We start from the raw sequence: 18,387 nt of genomic DNA on the forward strand, positions 1-18,387 counted from the left end.
CAAAAATGGGGATAGATGGTTTTTTACTGGAAAAATATTAGAAGTGTTAAATAAGAATGGCAATATTGAGTCTGATAAAAATTGGTTATGATTTATGCGAAAAGGCAAATAAAGTAATAGAAAAATTTATATAAGATAGAAAAAGTAGTGAACTACTATTTCTAAATCAAAGATTATAGAAATAGCTTCTTGTTTCATCCCATGATAGCTTTTTAGGTTCTAAAAGAACGATCATCCACTAGAGCATGGTCCACAAGCTTAACTTCAGGCAGTTTCTGCCTTAGTTTTTATTTCTTTGTAATAATTTTTAAGATTTAGAGCCGCATTTATATCCCTATCATGCAAAGTATTACAGCCATTGCAAGTCCACCTAGTATCACTTAATTTTAGAGTTGTATTTTTAATACTGCAATTGTTGCATAGCTTACTTGATGGGAAATATCTATCTGCTTTATGCAAGTAGGATCCATACCACTCTGATTTATATGATAATTGCCTTACAAACTCATACCATCCTAAATCATTAACACTTTTGCCAAACATTCCTTTTTGCATACCTTTAATTGATAAGTTTTCTATTACTATATTTTTGTAATTAGCTGCAAAATAATAAGATAATTTATGTAAAAAATCTTTTCTTTGATTTGAAATTTTCCTATGCAACTTAGCAAGTCTTAATCTAGATTTAGCCCTATTTCTAGAACCCTTTTGTTTTTTTGATAGTTTTTTTTGGTATCTCTTAAGTTTACTTTCATTTTTTAGTAAATATTTAGGATGATTGATTTTCTCACCCTCGCTACTTACTAAAAAGTGCCTCATGCTCATATCAATGCCAACTACCTCTTTTTTATTATCTTTAGTTTTATCGTTATTTTTAACATCCAAGCACTCAACTGCTACTGAAATATAATATTTATCATCAGCATCTTTTTCTACTACTACATTTTTAATAACTTCATTGCTCTTAATATTTCTATGTAATGCCAATTTTACAAATCCTATTTTAGGTATCTTTATATAATCATTTTCTATTCTTATAGAGTTTTTTTGATTATTAGTTCTATAGGTTTGTCTATTTTTTTTACTTTTATATTTAGGAAATCCTTGCGTTCTATTTCCTTTCTTAATTTCTCTAAAAAAATTACTATATGCAGAATTTAAGTCAATTTGGGTATTGCAAAGAGCTAAACTATCAACTTCCTTTAAAAAGAAAAATTCTTCTTTATACTTACTAAGATAAGTAATAAGCCCTTGTTTGTTTTTTTCAAAATAATCTTTCTTATCACTTAACATTTTGTTATATAAAAATCTTACACATCCAAATACCTTTGAAAAATATTTCTTTTGCTTAGTGTCAGGATATATTCTGTACTTATAAGCTTTATTAGCACCCATATATTCTATTATTTTATAATTAGTGTATATGTCGCATAAACTAACTTTTAATAATCACCGAGTATATTCTATCAATTACCACCTAGTATTGGTTACTAAATATAGGCATAAATGTATAAATACTGAGATTTCATCTTCTCTTTACCAAATAATACTTAATATATGTTCTTTATGGAAAGTGAGCCTTAATGAATTCAACCATGATAAAGATCATATTCATTTGTTACTAGAATTTACTCCCAATATTCAGCCTTCTAAATTTATCAATAATCTAAAAACAGTATCTTCAAGGCTTATAAGAAAAAAATATTCTACTTATTTATATAAGTATTATTGGAAACCTTATTTTTGGTCTAGAAATTATTGTCTTATTTCTACTGGGGGAGGGTTCTATTGATATCATCAAAAAATATATTCAAAATCAAAGAAAATCCATTTATTAACAAATTCATCTCCATCTAAATTTCATAGAAACTATAGGTGGAGAATTCTTTGTTATTTCGTGTTAAATAATGACAAATTGCCTTTAGCTATTGAATACAATAAAGAAAAAATCAATGCAAATACAACTAGCAAATTCTACAAACTTGATTTTCAAGGATTCTTTAATGGTAGTAATTCAAATCTTTTTAGATATTTCACAGCAATCTTTTGTAAATTTTTCTATTACTTTATTTGACTTTTCGCATAAATCATAACCAATTTTTATCAGACTCAATATTGCCATTCTTATTTAACACTTCTAATATTTTTCCAGTAAAAAACCATCTATCCCTATTTTTGTATCATCTTTTCCATGATGTCGTTTAATTTTGAATGCCATAACTTACAAGACGTTATGGGAAGTATATTTAAATTTATTTAAATATACTTCCCATATTTAAAACTTCCTTACAGGTTAGACTTATATCATTTTATTAAGATTGTTATCTATCTTACTCCTTTCTATCCAAAATTACTTATTTTTTTACTAAAAGCAACAATGAAAAAGCAAACTAAAGGTATATTTCAACGAATAATTGAGCTTATAAATTATTTATTTGTATTTTTTTGAATTTATATTGAAATTATTTTACCCACTAGTTCCTCTGCTTCTATGATTTTTTCTTTAATTTGATCAAATAATGCAATTACATAAGATCTAAGCTTGCCATTATCTGTTTTTATAAGATTATTATCATTTCGATAATCTAATAAAAGCTGGTTAAACGTTTTTGAGAAGTCTGTCTTTATAGACCATAATTCTTTAAAAGAATTTTTAAGCTTCTCTAAATCTGAGATGTCTAGCTTGTCTAAAGTCTCTTTTTTAGAATATAAGTGAACAATCGAGGGATCTAAAGCTCTTCCGAAGCCAGTTAAATAGTTTAAGATTTCTAACTGTCCTGAAAGCAGTAAAATTTTTGAAAATTCACCCAAGTCATTAGTATCGATATCATTTAATGCGATATAAACAAATTTTCTATATTCTATAGATTTTTCGTTATTAGACTCTACCGTATCTTTTGATGGCTTGCCCCAATTCAATCTTTTGAAAATTTCTATTCCATATTGATTTTCGGGCTCTTCTTCTATTTTTTTTACATATTTTTCTCTATCTGTATTACTTATTTCTATTAAATTTCTTAAATCACCAATCAATTCATTTTTTATTCTTTTATCACGCTCTTCTTCTTCTTTTAGAGCTGCTTCTTTATCACGTGCTTCTTGTTCTTTTAGAGCTGCTTCTTTATCACGCGCTTCTTCTTCTTTTAGAGTTGCTTCTTTATCACGCGCTTCTTCTTCTTTTAGAGTTGCTTCTTTATCACGCGCTTCTTGTTCTTTTGGAGCTGTTCCTTTATCAGTAAGATCTTCTTTTTTTAGGGCTGTTTTTTCATCAAACTCTTTTTTTTGTTTTACGTTATTAAAATCCGGATTGCAGGAATTTAACAAAAATAAAAATACAAATATCCCTATAATTGTATTATATTTCATAAATATTCTCCTTTGCCTAAAATCTAATACTTAATAGAATTATTTAATAGAATTATTTAATAGAATTATTTAATAGAATTATTTAATAGAATTATTTAATAGAATTATTTAATAGAATATGTATATATTATAATGTATAATATTATGTATTACAATATAGTTGTGGTATAAAAAACGTCACTATAGATGTCAAAATAGTAGATGTAACGAGAACCTTGATTATTTGAAGCGTTTCTAAATCAAAGCTTAGCTTTAGTTGGAAAATATTCTTTATTTACCAGGCTTGATGGTAGAATCAGTACTAAATCTTGCTTCTAGATTATGTGTGAAAATTATTGCCAAATGTTCATTTATGATTTAGTGGTCGTGCTAAACTTTGTGTTTTTTGAAGTCCATTTGTAAACTGTATCTAACCAGCTACTAGGGTCATATTCTGAAAAAACACCGCTGCTGCCGACTTTACAAACAAAGTTGGGATACACCATACCTTTTGGAAGTACCGCTACTTAAGGTGAATTGTAAGAACCAGCCACATTTATTGGCGTTGAGTATAATGGTCGTTTTTTGATATATTGCTTCTTCTTTGCTTTGGGACTTATCTTCTCTCCAAATGACTCTAGTTGAATTGCAACTACTAGAACTACTTTTTGACATAATATAACTAGACGCATCTAAAGAGCAGATTTCAACATCTTGCTTAATTACCTTGCTTTTCCAAATTGGTAAAGTTTATAATTTACCTGTTTTTGAGAAAGTATATGCATATCCAAATTCATACAACAAGGCTTGAAAATAGTCTCAATATCTTCTCCAGAATCAATAATTACATCTGGAATTTTGTCGAGGATTGCTCCACTAGCTTCATCATCAATAAGGTTTTTTAGTTTGGTTTTTTCTATTATTAAATGAACAAGTAAAAGTTCTTTTACTAAAGGATTATATACAAAAAGCCAGTCTGGCATAAAATTGATTAGAGATTGAACTGGATTTTAGAATACAATTTTTAAAAGACCTGAATAGTCATTAACCGTTAAAGATACGCTTTTAGTACTATTGAAAAGTTATTTGCTGAAAAATTTTTCTAAAATTCCTCTAAAAAAGGGGGGCTTGTTTTGATAATTTATTTTCACAAATACGTCTTCGTTTCTAAAAAATAAAAAATTTAAGGACTCTTCTGAAAGTCTACTTATATTGAAGCTTAATTTGCTTGCAGCTGTTTTTAAGGTTGGATCAACTATTTTTCTTATAAAATAATACTTGCAATATCTATAAAAAGGAGCAAGTTTGAAAACTTTCCCCGCATCTGTAAAAAATACAATATCGGGGCCAAAAGAAACACAATTTTTTGAAGTGTCTTCTTTTAAATTTGAGATTTTTTCACTTGAATTGTAGGCTTCGGGCTTCAAACTTGTATCAATATTTTCTAAATTGTAATTATCAGCCTTAATATTTGCATCATTAGATAATTTCAAGGCAGTTGAATTTTGTAAAGAATAGTTACTATTTTCAAATTCTGAGGTATTTTGGGATTTTTCTATGCCATTATCTTGTATTTAGTAAAAACCACGATTATCTTTTACTGTATTTTTTTTAACACTCTATTACAATCGGTTCAGTTTTATTTATGTAGAGTTTATATATAATATTCAATTGTATTTTTTAGCCGGGTGTCAATTTGCTCAACAACAGCGCTATCTTCATTGTTTTTTCGATTTTGTCTTTAATAGAAAAACCAATCTTAAAATTGAGCTTATAAATGTCATATTTTCCCCTTACAATATCTAATTTGTCACTACTAAAAGAATTTATATTACCCCCAAATTGCTTCTAAATTTCGTAGTGTAAAATTCTAGCTTGCTTGTTTTTGACTGGTCTTAAAATGACTTTATTTTGAATTTTAAATATCCGTGAACTACTATTTCTAAATCAAAGATTATAGAAATAGCTTCTTGTTTCATCCCATGATAGCTTTTTAGGTTCTAAAAGAACGATCATCCACTAGAGCATGGTCCACAAGCTTAACTTCAGGCAGTTCCTGCCTTAGTTTTTATTTCTTTGTAATAATTTTTAAGATTTAGGGCCGCATTTATATCCCTATCATGCAAAAGTATTGCAGCCACTACAAGTCCACCTAGTATCACTTAATTTTAGAGTTGTATTTTTAATACTGCAATTGTTGCATAGCTTACTTGATGGGAAATATCTATCTGCTTTATGCAAGTAGGATCCATACCACTCTGATTTATATGATAATTGCCTTACAAACTCATATCATCCTAAATCATTAACACTTTTGCCAAACATTCCTTTTCGCATACCTTTAATTGATAAGTTTTCTATTACTATATTTTTGTAATTAGCTGCAAAATAATAAGATAATTTATGTAAAAAATCTTTTCTTTGATTTGAAATTTTCCTATGCAACTTAGCAAGTCTTAATCTAGATTTAGCCCTATTTCTAGAACCCTTTTGTTTTTTTGATAGTTTTTTTTGGTATCTCTTAAGTTTACTTTCATTTTTTAGTAAATATTTAGGATGATTGATTTTCTCACCCTCGCTACTTACTAAAAAGTGCCTCATGCTCATATCAATGCCAACTACCTCTTTTTTATTATCTTTAGTTTTATCGTTATTTTTAACATCCAAGCACTCAACTGCTACTGAAATATAATATTTATCATTAGCATCTTTTTCTACTACTACATTTTTAATAACTTCATTGCTCTTAATATTTCTATGTAACGCCAATTTTACAAATCCTATTTTAGGTATCTTTATATAATCATTTTCTATTCTTATAGAGTTTTTTTGATTATTAGTTCTATAGGTTTGTCTATTTTTTTACTTTTATATTTAGGAAATCCTTGCGTTCTATTTCCTTTCTTAATTTCTCTAAAAAAATTACTATATGCAGAATTTAAGTCAATTTGGGCATTGCAAAGAGCTAAACTATCAACTTCCCCTTTAAAAAGAAAAATTCTTCTTTATACTTACTAGGATAAGTAATAAGCCCTTATTTGTTTTTTTTAAAATAATCTTTCTTATCACTTAACATTTTGTTATATAAAAATTTTACACATCCAAATACCTTTGAAAAATATTTCTTTTGCTTAGTGTCAGGATATATTCTGTACTTATAAGCTTTATTAGTACCCATATATTCTATTATTTTATAATATTTTATAATTAGTGTATATGTCGCATAAACTAACTTTTAATAATCACCGAGTATATTCTATCAATTACCACCTAGTATTGGTTACTAAATATAGGCATAAATGTATAAATACTGAGATTTCATCTTCTCTTTACCAAATAATACTTAATATATGTTCTTTATGGAAAGTGAGCCGTAATGAATTCAACCATGATAAAGATCATATTCATTTGTTACTAGAATTTACTCCCAATATTCAGCCTTCTAAATTTATCAATAATCTAAAAACAGTATCTTCAAGGCTTATAAGAAAAAAATATTCTACTTATTTATATAAGTATTATTGGAAACCTTATTTTTGGTCTAGAAGTTATTGTCTTATTTCTACTGGGGGAGGGTTCTATTGATATCATCAAAAAATATATTCAAAATCAAAGAAAATCCATTTATTAACAAATTCATCTCCACCTAAATTTTATAGAAACTATAGGTGGAGAATTCTTTGTTATTTCGTGTTAAAGATTCTAAGTGTCCGTTAGAAACGGTTTTGGAATTGTTAAGTTAATTCTAAATTATAGTTCTATCATTATTTAATATTGCAAAATGATAAAAACCAGAACTTTCATCTTTGTACTCCACAATCAAAATATTGGATTCTATTGGAACATAAGAAGTGGGATGATGTTTTTTGTCAAAATAAATATCCTCATCAATACCCAAATTTGCAAATATAGCATTTAGAGAATTAATGTAGGCATTAGCACCCCTTAAACAGCCTTTGTTTACAAGTCCTTTAAAAAGGAAATCGATTTCAAAACAATCAAAACATTTTTCAACACTGTTTTTAATTTCTTTCACTACAGGTTAAATGAACAAAATATAAAGAAAATAACATCCAAATTGAGATATAATCCTGTTTTGTTATTTGAATTTCATTTGTAGTGGCACCACAAGTCTATTAATTTCAACTTCTTTTGTATTTTATTTGTGAGAGCTTTGAAAACATGGCTCACTTTTAAATAATTTTGATTTGTACTTTTTATAAAGTAGTCTTTGAGCAGCTTATAGAAAAAATTGTAAATGCATAGAAACATTTTGTTATTCATTAATTTTTCCCAAATTAACCGGATTAAAATATTTTTCTATCTCTTCTTTTAACAGCGCTTGTATTTTAATTCGTTTTCTTGAAAGAATATTTTTAATTTCTAGTGCCAGATTTTCTTTGTTAACAGAATTTATAAGAGATGTGGTTTTTCTGAGATATTCTTTAATAAAATTTTTTATTTCTTCGAATTCGTTTTTAATCGTAACATTATAGTAGCTCTAAAATTCTTTAAAAACCTCAATCTTGAAAATCAAGGCTGAGGTTTTTAAATCAGCTAGAATTTCTTTAAAAGCGTATGTTCCTATTCTAGAGATAGATATTGTCAATTGCTGCAATGCTAGTAAAAATATTTATTTGTTTTCTGGTTTTTATCATTTAATTCTTCTTTTTATTTTTATCAGTAAAAAATCTATATTTTTATTACGGATAAAAATAAAAAGAAGCTAGATTAGCAGCTAGATTATTTTACAAACATCTAATATGGCGTTGACCATATTAGATGTTTGATAATTCTATATCGTTTTTGTAAAAAAAATATTATATATATAATAAAATTTTTTGTTAAAATTTTTTTAGATAAAATAATGAATTGCTATATAATATACTTAACATCTATTAGTATAGAGAAATGTATCCTAAGAAAAAATTAAAGGAAGGATGAATAATAAGTCCAGGTGTTGCTGAAGCACCCAAAACTTAATAACCCGAAAGGCAAATGTTTTTCAGGCATTATATCCATAAGCTGATTATTACAACAATATATCTATAAATAGCATGCTTTTTAATTTGTATCACCAAATCCTAAAAGAGTTGCGGCAAAGGCTATTGGAGCGTCTCAAGTCGAATATTTGATTAAGAAAATGAGATCAAACCGATGCAATATACTTTTTAAAAGTTTATTGGGCAATTATCACTAAAAATAAAATTATAAAAAAACATCTGGGGGTTGCGAGTTACTTAGCTTGTGATATGTGTATAGAATAGTCGCTTATTTGCTCCTCACAAAAAGATAGGAAAAGGGAGGGGTGTTTGCATACGCACTGTGCATTGGGATTTAAAAATTATTAACGGAGCTTGGGTTGATTAAAACCAGACTAATAAAATTTGGAAAAGATAGGACTAGAAATGGTAGCGTTGTGCATTACACTCAAAATATGGGGACAAGAGAGCGTTATTCAATTGATATTGATATACATAATTTTTTGTTTTTTATCAATTATTTTTTGATATTTATGATATAATGAAAAAACATTTTATAAATTTTTAGTGTCAAGTTTAATGGGAAGATTTTGTGAAAAAATATGCTTACATTTTGAATGTATTTGTATTTATATTATTATTTTTTTCGTGTTTTTTGACATCACCAAAATCTTCAAAAAGTATCAAATATTCAAACAGAAGTTTTTATTCTAAGTCTAAGACAATCAGAGAAGATGTTAAAGAATATAGCAAATATATCAAAAAAAACATGGAAGAAAGCAATCAAAATATTTGTTCTTTCTATGAAGAATCTGGGATAAAAGAAGGGAAGGTGTTTGAATTACTTGCAGGAGGTTATGTTACATGGGTAAAATCTAATAATTTAAGTGTTCTAAAAGATAGATATAATAATTTAATTAAAGATCTTGAAGAACTTAAGTATTCTTATATTTTTTCACCAATTCGATTCAAAACTTTTTCATGGCTTAGTAATAGTTACACCTATAGTGTTAACGAGGATAATTATAAGATATTTGGTTACGAAATACCCATAGCTAAGATAATAGCATTTGAGTCGACTGAAGAGTTTGAAAAAAAATACGAAGTTAGAAGTTTAAAATTAAATTCCGAAGGTTCGAATGTTAATTTTGAAAAATATAGAATTGGTTTTCCTAAAATTAGCCTAAAAGAAGCTTCTAAAGAAGTTGGATACATTAATTCATATAATTTTGGTGTTTTTGACAATTCCTTAACAGATTCTTTTCAACTTTTTTATAAAAAGAAGAAATGTAATATTATGCTGGCATATCTTACTATAAGAAATAAAGAAACGGATAAAGATAAAACTTACGAAATTGCATTAAATCTAAAACTATTTAATGATATTGTTAAGTTGCTATTTGCCAAGTATCCAAATTTGTCGAAAGAAAAATTAAAACTTCCTATTGATGAATAATAGAGGTCGTAATTTTTATTTGAAAAATCAGCAATTGACAATATCGATATCCAGTGTGTTTTTGTAGATAAAACCGTAATAAAAAATTATAAATAATAAGTTGATTTTGAATCATATATTTTACATAATTTTTAGAATCTTGGGTTGCCAGCGGCATTTATAGCAAAAAATAAATTCATAAGAATAGGAGACATTATTATATAATAATAAAAAACCCTAAGAAATATGCTATACGAGAGACTTGGCTACTTTATAGCATTTAGAATCGCAAAATATATATGAAAAAGAATTCAAAGCAAAGGGCAAATAGATTTCTAGGTCTATTTTAGCTAGTATTCTTGAAGAGTCGATTATTTTTATTTATTGTGTTGCATATTGCTACATATTATTATAATTTATAGTTATAATAATGTAATGGAGGTTGTGATTATGCTAGGTAAGGGATTTAATTAATATTTAGACTAGGCTTGATTAAATTATTTCTAATATTTGATCTCCCGGTCTTAAATATTATAAGGCATAAAATGATTTACATAAAAAATCCAACTTCATTTTTTAATATACTATATCTTTCTGTTAATTTAATTAAGCTATTAATTAATCCCGATCTAAATCTATTTTTAAGTCACAATAATTAAAATTATAATCAACCCCCAATATTTGAGTTTCAAGTACCGCGTTACCACCAATATAATCCTCTTGGAGGACAAAGTACTCCCCTAAAGTTAAAGCTGCATTCAAAGTGAACTGGTATAATTGCACTTGTTTTTTTGCTTTCATATTTCATCTTGGCTACAACACACCCAACATCTTTTTCAATTTTGTCTTGTGCAAAGATCTGCATTGTTAAACTAAAAATTAATATTAATGTGAAAATTTTTTTAATAATTTTAAATTTCATATAATTTAAAAAAGTTTTTTCAATATTTAAAATAAAATATTAAATAAATTATGCTATTTATAAACAAAAGATTCAACCCCCCCTTATCAATAAACGCCTTCTTTATATATTTATATTCTGGTGTTTGTTTATACGCTAAATTATTCACACATGTCCTATCCCTATTATATCAATTAGCCAAGTCTATTAATACTAAAAGCAATGCAAAAAACATATATAATACAATGCTCAAATATTACCTATAAATATTAGATTCATATTTTTCCCAAATTTAATATTTTTTCTTCCAACTGAGCAAATTCTTTATTTACTTGATCCATCTTAGCTTTAAGATCTTCTTGATACTTACTCGCATTATTAAACATTCTTTCTGCATTATTCATTGCTTCTCTGGCTTCTTCCATCCAATAAAAGTAAGAATAATCACGATATGTCATAGAAGAACCGTCATATTGGGTTTCTTTTAAAGCATCAACCGCTCTTTTCTTTGCATTTTCAAAACCATCCCTGACAATTTTTAATACACCAACTGCATCGCTATAACATATTTTGTCAGCATAATCCCTACTATTTTTAGCCCTAACAATTGCTTTATGCAAGTCGGGCAATAATTTTTTCTTAGATTCACTAATCCCAGATTTTCTTCTTGCTTTATGAAGATCAGATTCAGCAGTATCAATCTTAGTCTTTATTTCATCAAGTTCTAACTTTATCTTATTTAAACTAGCAGCCATTACGTCAGCCCCTGCTATATAAAAAGAGGCTTTATTTTTAATATTCTCAGCTTCCTTAACTTTATTAGCAACTTGTTCATAATACTTATAAGGAGTATTCTTACTACTATTTGATCTACTATCAACCGAAAACTTAATATTTATGTCCTTGTCTATCCGCTTTTCTAATGCATATTCTTTCTGTTCACTTTTTCTTCCTTTAATTACACTCCTAGTCCTAAGCCCACCTCTATCACTATCTTGTACATAATAAGTTGAAGTATCAGTTTCTACATTATCAGTAGGCCCCACAATTAATTTATTTTTTTTAAAATATTTCCCTTTATTATCTAAAAGCTCTTCCCTTTTATCTAACAACTTTTCATATAGCTTACACGACATAAAATTGCTACTAATTAAACTAACTATCATTAAAACTTTAGCTATTAATTTCATTTTACCACCTATACATATTAAAATAATATACCATAACAGCTTAATAACTTTTATTACTTTTATCTTTATCTAGAATCTATAAATTAAGTAGCAACTAAAAACCATATAAGTTTTTAAGTATATGTAGATTAATATAGTCTTTTTGTCTACCAGATTCCTCTGGGATTTCCTTTAGCATTATAGTACGAATAACTTCAAGTAAGAATGTACCTGTTCCTGTTGCAAAGTCCAGTACTGTAACTTTTTCTTTATTTGTAAGACCATGATTTAACTTAAATTCTTTTTTAAGCATTTCATTTAAACTATTAACAATAAAACTAACAATGGGGCTAGGAGTGTAGTAAACTCCTTTTACTAATAAAGATGAAACCTATGAAATTGCATTAAATCCAAGGCTATTTACTGATACTATTAAGCTAATATTTGCTAAGTATCCAAATTTATCAAACGAAAAATTAAAACTCCCCATTGATGAATAATGAATAACCCGATGACATTTTTTATACCTGCTACTTGCAGCTACATCTTCTCCATTGACTTCATTAAATATATTATATTGATATAAATCATAAAACACTTAAGGGGTATAGCTATAAGGTCATTTTCTTCTGTAAACTCACATTCAAATTTCACAAATTTCTTAGAAACTTTTCTAAACTTAAGATATATTATAAATAATATTTAAGCAGAATAACTAAATAAAAAGGAGTATTAATGATAAAGATTAATATGTGCATTTTACTACTAGTAACAATAATATTTATATCTTGCAAGTTTTTTGGAAAAAATATTACAAGTAAAGAAGAAGATTTCCTGCTTGACGTTACTAGCAATATCAGCAATTCAGGTTCAGTTACTTCAGGTCAACAAGGAAGAAATACAAATAATGTTACAACGGATGAGACTGCTCTAGCTCAAGTTGATGATCGTGGCAGTAGTTTTGCCATGTTTGCTGATGATTCTACTGCCAATAGCAGTGCAGAAAAGCAAGAAGAAAAGGATACTAAGTTAACGAAAGAAGACGAAAAAAAACTTAATGCTTTTTTTAAAAAAACTGGACCATATCAATATGGTCTAGATAATATCTATAACAAATATACAGGATCTTATAATACTATTGATACCTATACTGCTTGTAACAGTTATAGTATTGGATGTTTTAGTAAAGCGCCTTCTGCAAGGCGTAGTCAAGCCCTTGATACATTAAAAAAATTAAATCTAGACCAAGAATATTCTAGTCTTAACAATATGCTAAAAGAAGCTGCTTTTGGTTATGACAAAAAAGATTTAGAGAATACAATAAAGGAATATGAGGAAGCCATAAATCAAGCCATTGAGGCTGAAAGTAAAATAGAGAAAGTAAAAGATTATAAAGAAGCTATAGATGCTGATGAAAAGAAAAAGAAAGAAAATATAGTTCATTTAAAAAATGTTAGAAATTTTCTTCCTGTTATTAAAAAAACTATAGAAGTAGCCAGCATAGCTTATGCCAATGCTTATGCTTCTATAGCAGATAGCTTATCTTCTATGGAATTTAAGAAAGCTATTAAAGATTTTAGTGTTTCTGCAAATCAATATGCTAATGGAAAGGGAGACCATGCTGTCGATGTTATTGTGGGTGCTATTACTAGTATTCATGGTGAATATGAGGATGGATTTAAAAGAGCAAAGATTTTTGCTAAAAGGGAAAGTGGCATAGAAGTAGAACGTATGATTACCGCTATTGATAATCTATGCTTTGTTTATAAGAAAGTTAAGCCTTAAATAGCGAATAAGATAACAATAATGAAGTTTAAAAACAAGATTTTATTTCCCTTAATCTAATGGATTACTAATTTTTTATTGTGCGATCTTTGTTTAGTTGCTTGAAATGTTTTATTTGAATGGATTAAAGAAAGTAAGGGGAGTATTAATCCATAGTAAACCCAATAGATAGTGTTATTGTGCTCAAATATTATTTTAAAGAATTTGATTCTAGAAATGCTAAAAGCTTATTATTCAAAATTACATGCAAATGTAAAATTTAAAAGAAAATAAAATAAGCAAAAATAAGCAATAAAATTGAACAATGATGGCATACAAAATTCTACAAAAATTCATAAAATAATAATCAAAATAAAAAATAGCAAATCAATATTAACAATAAAAATATCTAAATTTTAAAGATAAAAATGCTAAAAAATTCAACTAATAATAGTCTATAAAGGTGTTCTATTTGCAATTTAAATAGAATGTATAGCATATTCCCCAGTATATCTAAGCAAATTTGATAAAAATAAATCACATTTGAAGCACTATAACAAAATAATAAAACTATAAAAAACCAATCTTACAAAGCATATAAATTAGAGCATTAATTAATTGTTGCCATATATTGTGAAGAATTATATGTAAAACAATTATAGAATTTTGACGTTTAATAAGTTTTTATTAAAAAAGTAAATAAATAATAAAATAATATGAAAATCTATTTCACAAAAAAATGTCTCATATAAAGCATCTTGAGGACAAGTAAACCTTTGTTTTGTTTGTAAGTAAATTGTAACTCGGGTTTATTCTTGTATCAAGGTTTGAGCAGTTTATTATTACTAACTTTTGTGTATAGTTTAGGATTATCAACTATGCTTTTCATAATTAATTATTATATTTATAGTGCTATATAAAATAGCACTATTTCTCCTTCTTTTAATTATCAACGCTTTATTAGATCTTTTCGCTTGAAACAGTGAAATGCCTTATATATATCCTGCTATTCTCTTTTCTTTATTTAACACTAGGAGAATTAGAATTAACTGCCTCGTTAGCTGCCTCTCCGCTAGCTTTAATAGTCTTAGCTATTTTTGTTGTTAAGCTTTCATTAATAGCTTTTAGTACTAATTTAGATAAAGCATCAACAGTTTTATTAGCAGCATTTTTAACAAGAGCTCTTATAGCATTACCATCACCACTTGGTTCTCGACCCATTTTCACAGCAAATTTCCCGTTCTTAGCCATTCCTCTCAAAACAATAGCAGCTGCAATTTGAGCATCTTTTTCCATATTGCCCGTGAATGCAGTAGCATCCGAATCGTCATTTCCCCCGATGGCAGCATCAATCGGATTTTTAGCCTCATTGGCATTCTTTCCCGCTATTTTCGCCTCACCACCGCTTTCAATAGCCTTAGCAGCAGCAATAATGGCTCCTAATATCTGCTCTCCACTAACATTTTTAACAGCTTTAGCAGCCTTATTAATATCCATTGGATTAGCTCCTCCTCCAATCTCAGTTGGAATAGCACCACTATCAATAACGCTACCACCCTGATCACCCTGCTTACCAGAGAACATTTTGCCCGCGTCCCTATTGTTGCTTTCTTCGCTGATTGGCTTTGTGGTTTTATCAGCTTCAGCTTTTAATTTATCAGCAATACCAGCAGCCCCAGCAATCTTCTTTATTCCTTTGGCAATTGCAATAACACTCTTTGCATCAGCTTTGGTTGTTACATTACCACTATGCTTAACCTCTACAACTTCTCCCATAACTTCAGTTACAGTTTCTGCTACAGTTTCAACAATAGTATTAGCAGCATCTATCATTTTATCTATCATATCTTTAATTTTATTGATTTCATCATCAACAGGGTTTACTGTGCTATTATCTTCTGTATCAGTATCAGGATTCTTTCCTTCTATTGTCTTATCACCTTTTTCACTGATAAATTTAGCAAATTTATCTTTGGCCTTATTTAATGTTTTGGCCATGCTATTAAAATAATCTTTTACCTCAGATTTTTTTGGGTTTGGCTTAAGGCTTAGAAAGCCGTTAATCAGCCCATCAAAGGAAGTAAATTTTTGGGTTTGGATTGGATTAATAGCTTTTCTAGTATCGCTTTTACAATTGATAAAAACAAGAAAAGCTATTGTAAAAATTGTACTTGATATTTTTTTCATATTAGTCTCCTTAATATAAAGAGTATAGGAATATTATCTTAGCTTAAAATTAGTACTTTAGCAAGTTTATTAGCTATGCTCTGTGATAACAAGATTAGTAATTTAAGAATAGCTATTTCTTCTTTAGGCAAGGCAAGTAAGAGGAAAATTTAAGTGAATTAATATAATAAGTATAGTTATAGCTGTCTAGAAGAACCCATTAATTATAACAATTTGTTAAAAATTATTATAAATCGCCATTATATTACTTATTTTAAAAGATTTGGATAATGCCGCGTTACTAGCTGATCTTGATCTAAAAAATTTTTTATTTTTTTATATATATGTTTTTTGTACCATAATCCTCTAAAAATTTAAGCTTTGACTTAAATGTCATTATACTATTTATTGATGCTTCAATATCCAGTATTTTATAGCTATTGTCATTAATTCTATCTATAAGAATAGCTAAAAAATAAAAACGTTTTAGATAGGATGGGCTGAAAAATATAATAAAATAATACTCAAGCCCCGCAAGATTTTTAATTAAATTATTATATTTATCGTTTATGACACTTAAATTACCAAATTTTCCCATATAACATAATCTACTGAAATTTCTTTATAAACTTTTCCCCTTTTATTTACTATATTCTTTAATGCTCTCTAAAGTAGCTTAAGGCCCAAAATTCAACCAAAGAGTTTGAAAAAAATATACGGTTAAAAGCTTAAAGTTAATTTCTGAAAAATTAATATCATTATAACAGATTTTTCATTAATTTTAACACTTCCTAGGTTATTTGCTCAACCAAAATATATTCCCCCGAATTCTTTATCTTGCTCTATAATTCTAGTTAGCATTTTTTCTATTATTTCATCAATATTTTTTTATCAAATACTCTAAATTAAAAAGCCCGGTAGCACAATTAAATAACAGCCTGTTGCCCTTTTACTCTCAAATTCTTGTATAATCTCTGAAGAAATGCCTCCCCCACCAATATCAACATAAATTGAACAATTCTCAGCATTTATTGCCAATATCCCTCTCATATACTTATCAGATAAGTATATGATTGCATATTTTACTATAAAAAACAAATAAACGAATAAAAATAAAATCCAAGAAGAGAGCTCCTATATTAGGAAGCCAATACAGGGAATATAACGCATTCCTAATTTTATTTCAATATCTCTTTATTTATTAAGAATCTTTTATTATATGGCTTATCGTTATATATATTTTTTTATTTCTTTTTTGCAGGTGTTTCCATATTGAAGAGAACTAATTGTTTTTTCTATATTTTCTATACAAGTATTTGCATATTCTATTGAATAGTTTGCTAATTCTTTTGCACGTTTCTGTTCACTTTTGCTAAAGCCTATATCAATCATATCTTCTTTTCTATTTTCATTAAGTATTCTTTTATGAATAGATTCTCCTAATTTATTCTTAGCATTTTCTAACATGTTTTTAGCAGATCCCCAGTAATTATGCGCATTTTGGGTATGGATATACATCTCTTCTAAGTTTTTCTGTATTATGGGCTTAACGCGTTGCATTTGTCTGATTAAATATCTTTTTGACTGAGGAGCTTTATTAAGCTTATCTAACAAAAAATGAAAGGAAAAAAGGTAATCTAACAAGCTTTTATAATCTAGGTTAATATCAGAAATGTCTTTATCTAAGTTCTTTTTAGATAGATCTTTTAAGATAAGTTCTGCTTTTTTAATCTCCATAAGAGATTTTTTCTCATAATCTTTTTCTGCAAACTTATCCAAGTTAGATTTAATTTGATCTTCTGTGAGTAGAACACGTGTATATTTAAATTGCTGATTTGCTTTAGTAATAATCCCATCTTGTACCTTTACATCTGACAAACTTTTTTCTCTTAAATCATTATTTTCCATTTCCAGATTTGGTAATAGAGAATTTTCATTTGCAACTTTGTAATCTGCTATTTGTTGTTCTGACAAAGTCGAGTATGGGGTTGATTTTAAAATTTTTATATTTGGCTTTAACATTTCCTTATTATATTTTTTATCTTCCTTTTTATTTCCTTTAGAATCTCTTAAAGCTAATGAAACATTTTCTGTTGCTTTGGATGGAGATTGAGAAGAACAACTTTCAAATACAAACAACACGCAAGTTATAATAACTGTAAAGAATTTTTTTGTAATTTTTCCAATATAAAAATACATTCATTGTACCTTCTCTTATTTTAATAATATTATAGAAATATATGGCAATAACAGCTATATTTCAAATAATATGTAAATAATAATAATCAAAAAGCTCAATAAGAATAGAAGAAAATGATTATATTAAGCTATTCTAAAAATAGAATTTGTAAAGTTATGTCTACTATTTTTCTACTTTTAATACTTGACTTGCAATCCAGATTTTAACACCGTCAGAAAAGATATTAAGAATCAATCTTAGCAAAAAAAAACAAAATTTTATAAAAACTCCCCTAAAATCTGACAAAAGGGGATTAGAATATAAAATAGAAGCAACCTCCATCAAGAAGTAAATAAAAATCAAAAATAAAATCCTAACAAAATAACAAAAAACATGCCAATTGATGATTTAAAAAATTTAATAGAAACAGATTACAAAAGATAGAT

At 27.4% G+C, this 18,387-nt stretch carries 13 protein-coding genes and 5 pseudogenes; 5 read left to right on the forward strand and 13 right to left on the reverse strand.

Annotation, left to right across the window (positions count from 1 at the left end; genetic code table 11):
* Window positions 1-264 precede the first annotated feature (264 nt).
* Complete coding sequence (locus tag QIA31_RS05215) at window positions 265-1,395, reverse strand: RNA-guided endonuclease TnpB family protein (protein WP_418905346.1); 1,131 nt, start codon at window positions 1,393-1,395, stop codon at window positions 265-267.
* 28 nt (window positions 1,396-1,423) lie between these two features.
* Between QIA31_RS05215 and tnpA (QIA31_RS05220) the strand changes: the two are divergent.
* Window positions 1,424-1,838 (forward strand): annotated as a pseudogene (tnpA, locus tag QIA31_RS05220) (IS200/IS605 family transposase).
* A gap of 59 nt (window positions 1,839-1,897) precedes the next feature.
* Entirely contained in the window at window positions 1,898-2,074 is a 177-nt protein-coding gene (locus QIA31_RS05225) for a hypothetical protein (protein WP_418905347.1), read from the forward strand.
* Between the two features lie 377 nt (window positions 2,075-2,451).
* Here QIA31_RS05225 and QIA31_RS05230 read toward each other — a convergent pair whose 3' ends face one another.
* From QIA31_RS05230 to QIA31_RS05245, 4 genes and pseudogenes are all read right to left on the reverse strand, one after another.
* Window positions 2,452-3,366, reverse strand: a complete 915-nt coding sequence (locus tag QIA31_RS05230; RefSeq protein WP_418905348.1) for a virulence associated lipoprotein — start codon at window positions 3,364-3,366, stop codon at window positions 2,452-2,454.
* A 701-nt stretch (window positions 3,367-4,067) separates the two neighbouring features.
* Complete coding sequence (locus tag QIA31_RS05235; RefSeq protein WP_418905349.1) at window positions 4,068-4,328, reverse strand: hypothetical protein; 261 nt, start codon at window positions 4,326-4,328, stop codon at window positions 4,068-4,070.
* Between the two features lie 99 nt (window positions 4,329-4,427).
* Window positions 4,428-4,838 carry a hypothetical protein gene (locus QIA31_RS05240; protein WP_418905350.1) on the reverse strand — a complete coding sequence of 137 codons (411 nt, stop codon included), beginning with the start codon at window positions 4,836-4,838 and terminating at the stop codon, window positions 4,428-4,430.
* Between the two features lie 552 nt (window positions 4,839-5,390).
* A pseudogene (locus QIA31_RS05245) lies at window positions 5,391-6,523 on the reverse strand (RNA-guided endonuclease InsQ/TnpB family protein).
* Between the two features lie 38 nt (window positions 6,524-6,561).
* Between QIA31_RS05245 and tnpA (QIA31_RS05250) the strand changes: the two are divergent.
* Window positions 6,562-6,976: pseudogene (tnpA, locus tag QIA31_RS05250) on the forward strand (IS200/IS605 family transposase).
* Between the two features lie 114 nt (window positions 6,977-7,090).
* On the opposite strand, the gene QIA31_RS05255 reads toward tnpA (QIA31_RS05250), so the two are convergent.
* On the reverse strand, window positions 7,091-7,381 hold the full coding sequence (locus tag QIA31_RS05255; RefSeq protein ID WP_418905351.1) for a DUF261 family protein: 291 nt from the start codon (window positions 7,379-7,381) through the stop codon (window positions 7,091-7,093).
* A gap of 1,538 nt (window positions 7,382-8,919) precedes the next feature.
* On the opposite strand from QIA31_RS05255, the gene QIA31_RS05260 reads away from it, so the two are divergent.
* Window positions 8,920-9,783, forward strand: a complete 864-nt coding sequence (locus QIA31_RS05260; RefSeq protein WP_418905352.1) for a S2/P23 family protein — start codon at window positions 8,920-8,922, stop codon at window positions 9,781-9,783.
* Window positions 9,784-10,462: 679 nt separating this feature from the next.
* Here QIA31_RS05260 and QIA31_RS05265 read toward each other — a convergent pair.
* The 3 genes and pseudogenes from QIA31_RS05265 to QIA31_RS05275 all read right to left on the reverse strand — a co-directional run.
* Window positions 10,463-10,684 (reverse strand): hypothetical protein, encoded by a 222-nt coding sequence (locus tag QIA31_RS05265; protein WP_418905353.1) that lies wholly within the window; start codon window positions 10,682-10,684, stop codon window positions 10,463-10,465.
* Between the two features lie 254 nt (window positions 10,685-10,938).
* Window positions 10,939-11,853: a hypothetical protein gene (locus QIA31_RS05270; RefSeq protein ID WP_418905354.1), complete on the reverse strand. Its 915-nt coding sequence runs from the start codon at window positions 11,851-11,853 to the stop codon at window positions 10,939-10,941.
* A gap of 94 nt (window positions 11,854-11,947) precedes the next feature.
* Window positions 11,948-12,193: pseudogene (locus QIA31_RS05275) on the reverse strand (hypothetical protein); the annotation flags it as partial.
* A 374-nt stretch (window positions 12,194-12,567) separates the two neighbouring features.
* Between QIA31_RS05275 and QIA31_RS05280 the strand changes: the two are divergent.
* Window positions 12,568-13,617: a hypothetical protein gene (locus QIA31_RS05280; protein WP_418905355.1), complete on the forward strand. Its 1,050-nt coding sequence runs from the start codon at window positions 12,568-12,570 to the stop codon at window positions 13,615-13,617.
* A 999-nt stretch (window positions 13,618-14,616) separates the two neighbouring features.
* Here QIA31_RS05280 and QIA31_RS05285 read toward each other — a convergent pair.
* From QIA31_RS05285 to QIA31_RS05300, 4 genes and pseudogenes are all read right to left on the reverse strand, one after another.
* A complete protein-coding gene (locus tag QIA31_RS05285) occupies window positions 14,617-15,783 on the reverse strand; it encodes a variable large family protein (RefSeq protein ID WP_418905356.1) in 1,167 nt (388 codons plus the stop codon).
* A 307-nt stretch (window positions 15,784-16,090) separates the two neighbouring features.
* A complete protein-coding gene (locus tag QIA31_RS05290) occupies window positions 16,091-16,360 on the reverse strand; it encodes a hypothetical protein (protein WP_418905357.1) in 270 nt (89 codons plus the stop codon).
* A gap of 196 nt (window positions 16,361-16,556) precedes the next feature.
* Window positions 16,557-16,806 (reverse strand): annotated as a pseudogene (locus tag QIA31_RS05295) (UTP--glucose-1-phosphate uridylyltransferase); the annotation flags it as partial.
* A 186-nt stretch (window positions 16,807-16,992) separates the two neighbouring features.
* Window positions 16,993-17,961, reverse strand: coding sequence for a hypothetical protein (locus tag QIA31_RS05300; protein ID WP_418905358.1), 969 nt, complete (start codon window positions 17,959-17,961; stop codon window positions 16,993-16,995).
* Between the last annotated feature and the right edge of the window lie 426 nt (window positions 17,962-18,387).

Source organism: [Borrelia] turdi (assembly GCF_030439285.2).
GTDB lineage: Bacteria > Spirochaetota > Spirochaetia > Borreliales > Borreliaceae > Borreliella > Borreliella turdi.

Coding starts and splice junctions, on each gene's coding strand:
- QIA31_RS05300 (WP_418905358.1), bottom strand. CDS start 17,961: ATGTATTTTTATATTGGAAAAATTACAAAAAAATTCTTTACAGTTATT.
- QIA31_RS05290 (WP_418905357.1), bottom strand. CDS start 16,360: ATGGGAAAATTTGGTAATTTAAGTGTCATAAACGATAAATATAATAAT.
- QIA31_RS05265 (WP_418905353.1), bottom strand. CDS start 10,684: ATGAAATTTAAAATTATTAAAAAAATTTTCACATTAATATTAATTTTT.
- QIA31_RS05280 (WP_418905355.1), top strand. CDS start 12,568: ATGATAAAGATTAATATGTGCATTTTACTACTAGTAACAATAATATTT.
- QIA31_RS05285 (WP_418905356.1), bottom strand. CDS start 15,783: ATGAAAAAAATATCAAGTACAATTTTTACAATAGCTTTTCTTGTTTTT.
- QIA31_RS05235 (WP_418905349.1), bottom strand. CDS start 4,328: ATGCCAGACTGGCTTTTTGTATATAATCCTTTAGTAAAAGAACTTTTA.
- QIA31_RS05270 (WP_418905354.1), bottom strand. CDS start 11,853: ATGAAATTAATAGCTAAAGTTTTAATGATAGTTAGTTTAATTAGTAGC.
- QIA31_RS05215 (WP_418905346.1), bottom strand. CDS start 1,395: ATGGGTGCTAATAAAGCTTATAAGTACAGAATATATCCTGACACTAAG.
- QIA31_RS05230 (WP_418905348.1), bottom strand. CDS start 3,366: ATGAAATATAATACAATTATAGGGATATTTGTATTTTTATTTTTGTTA.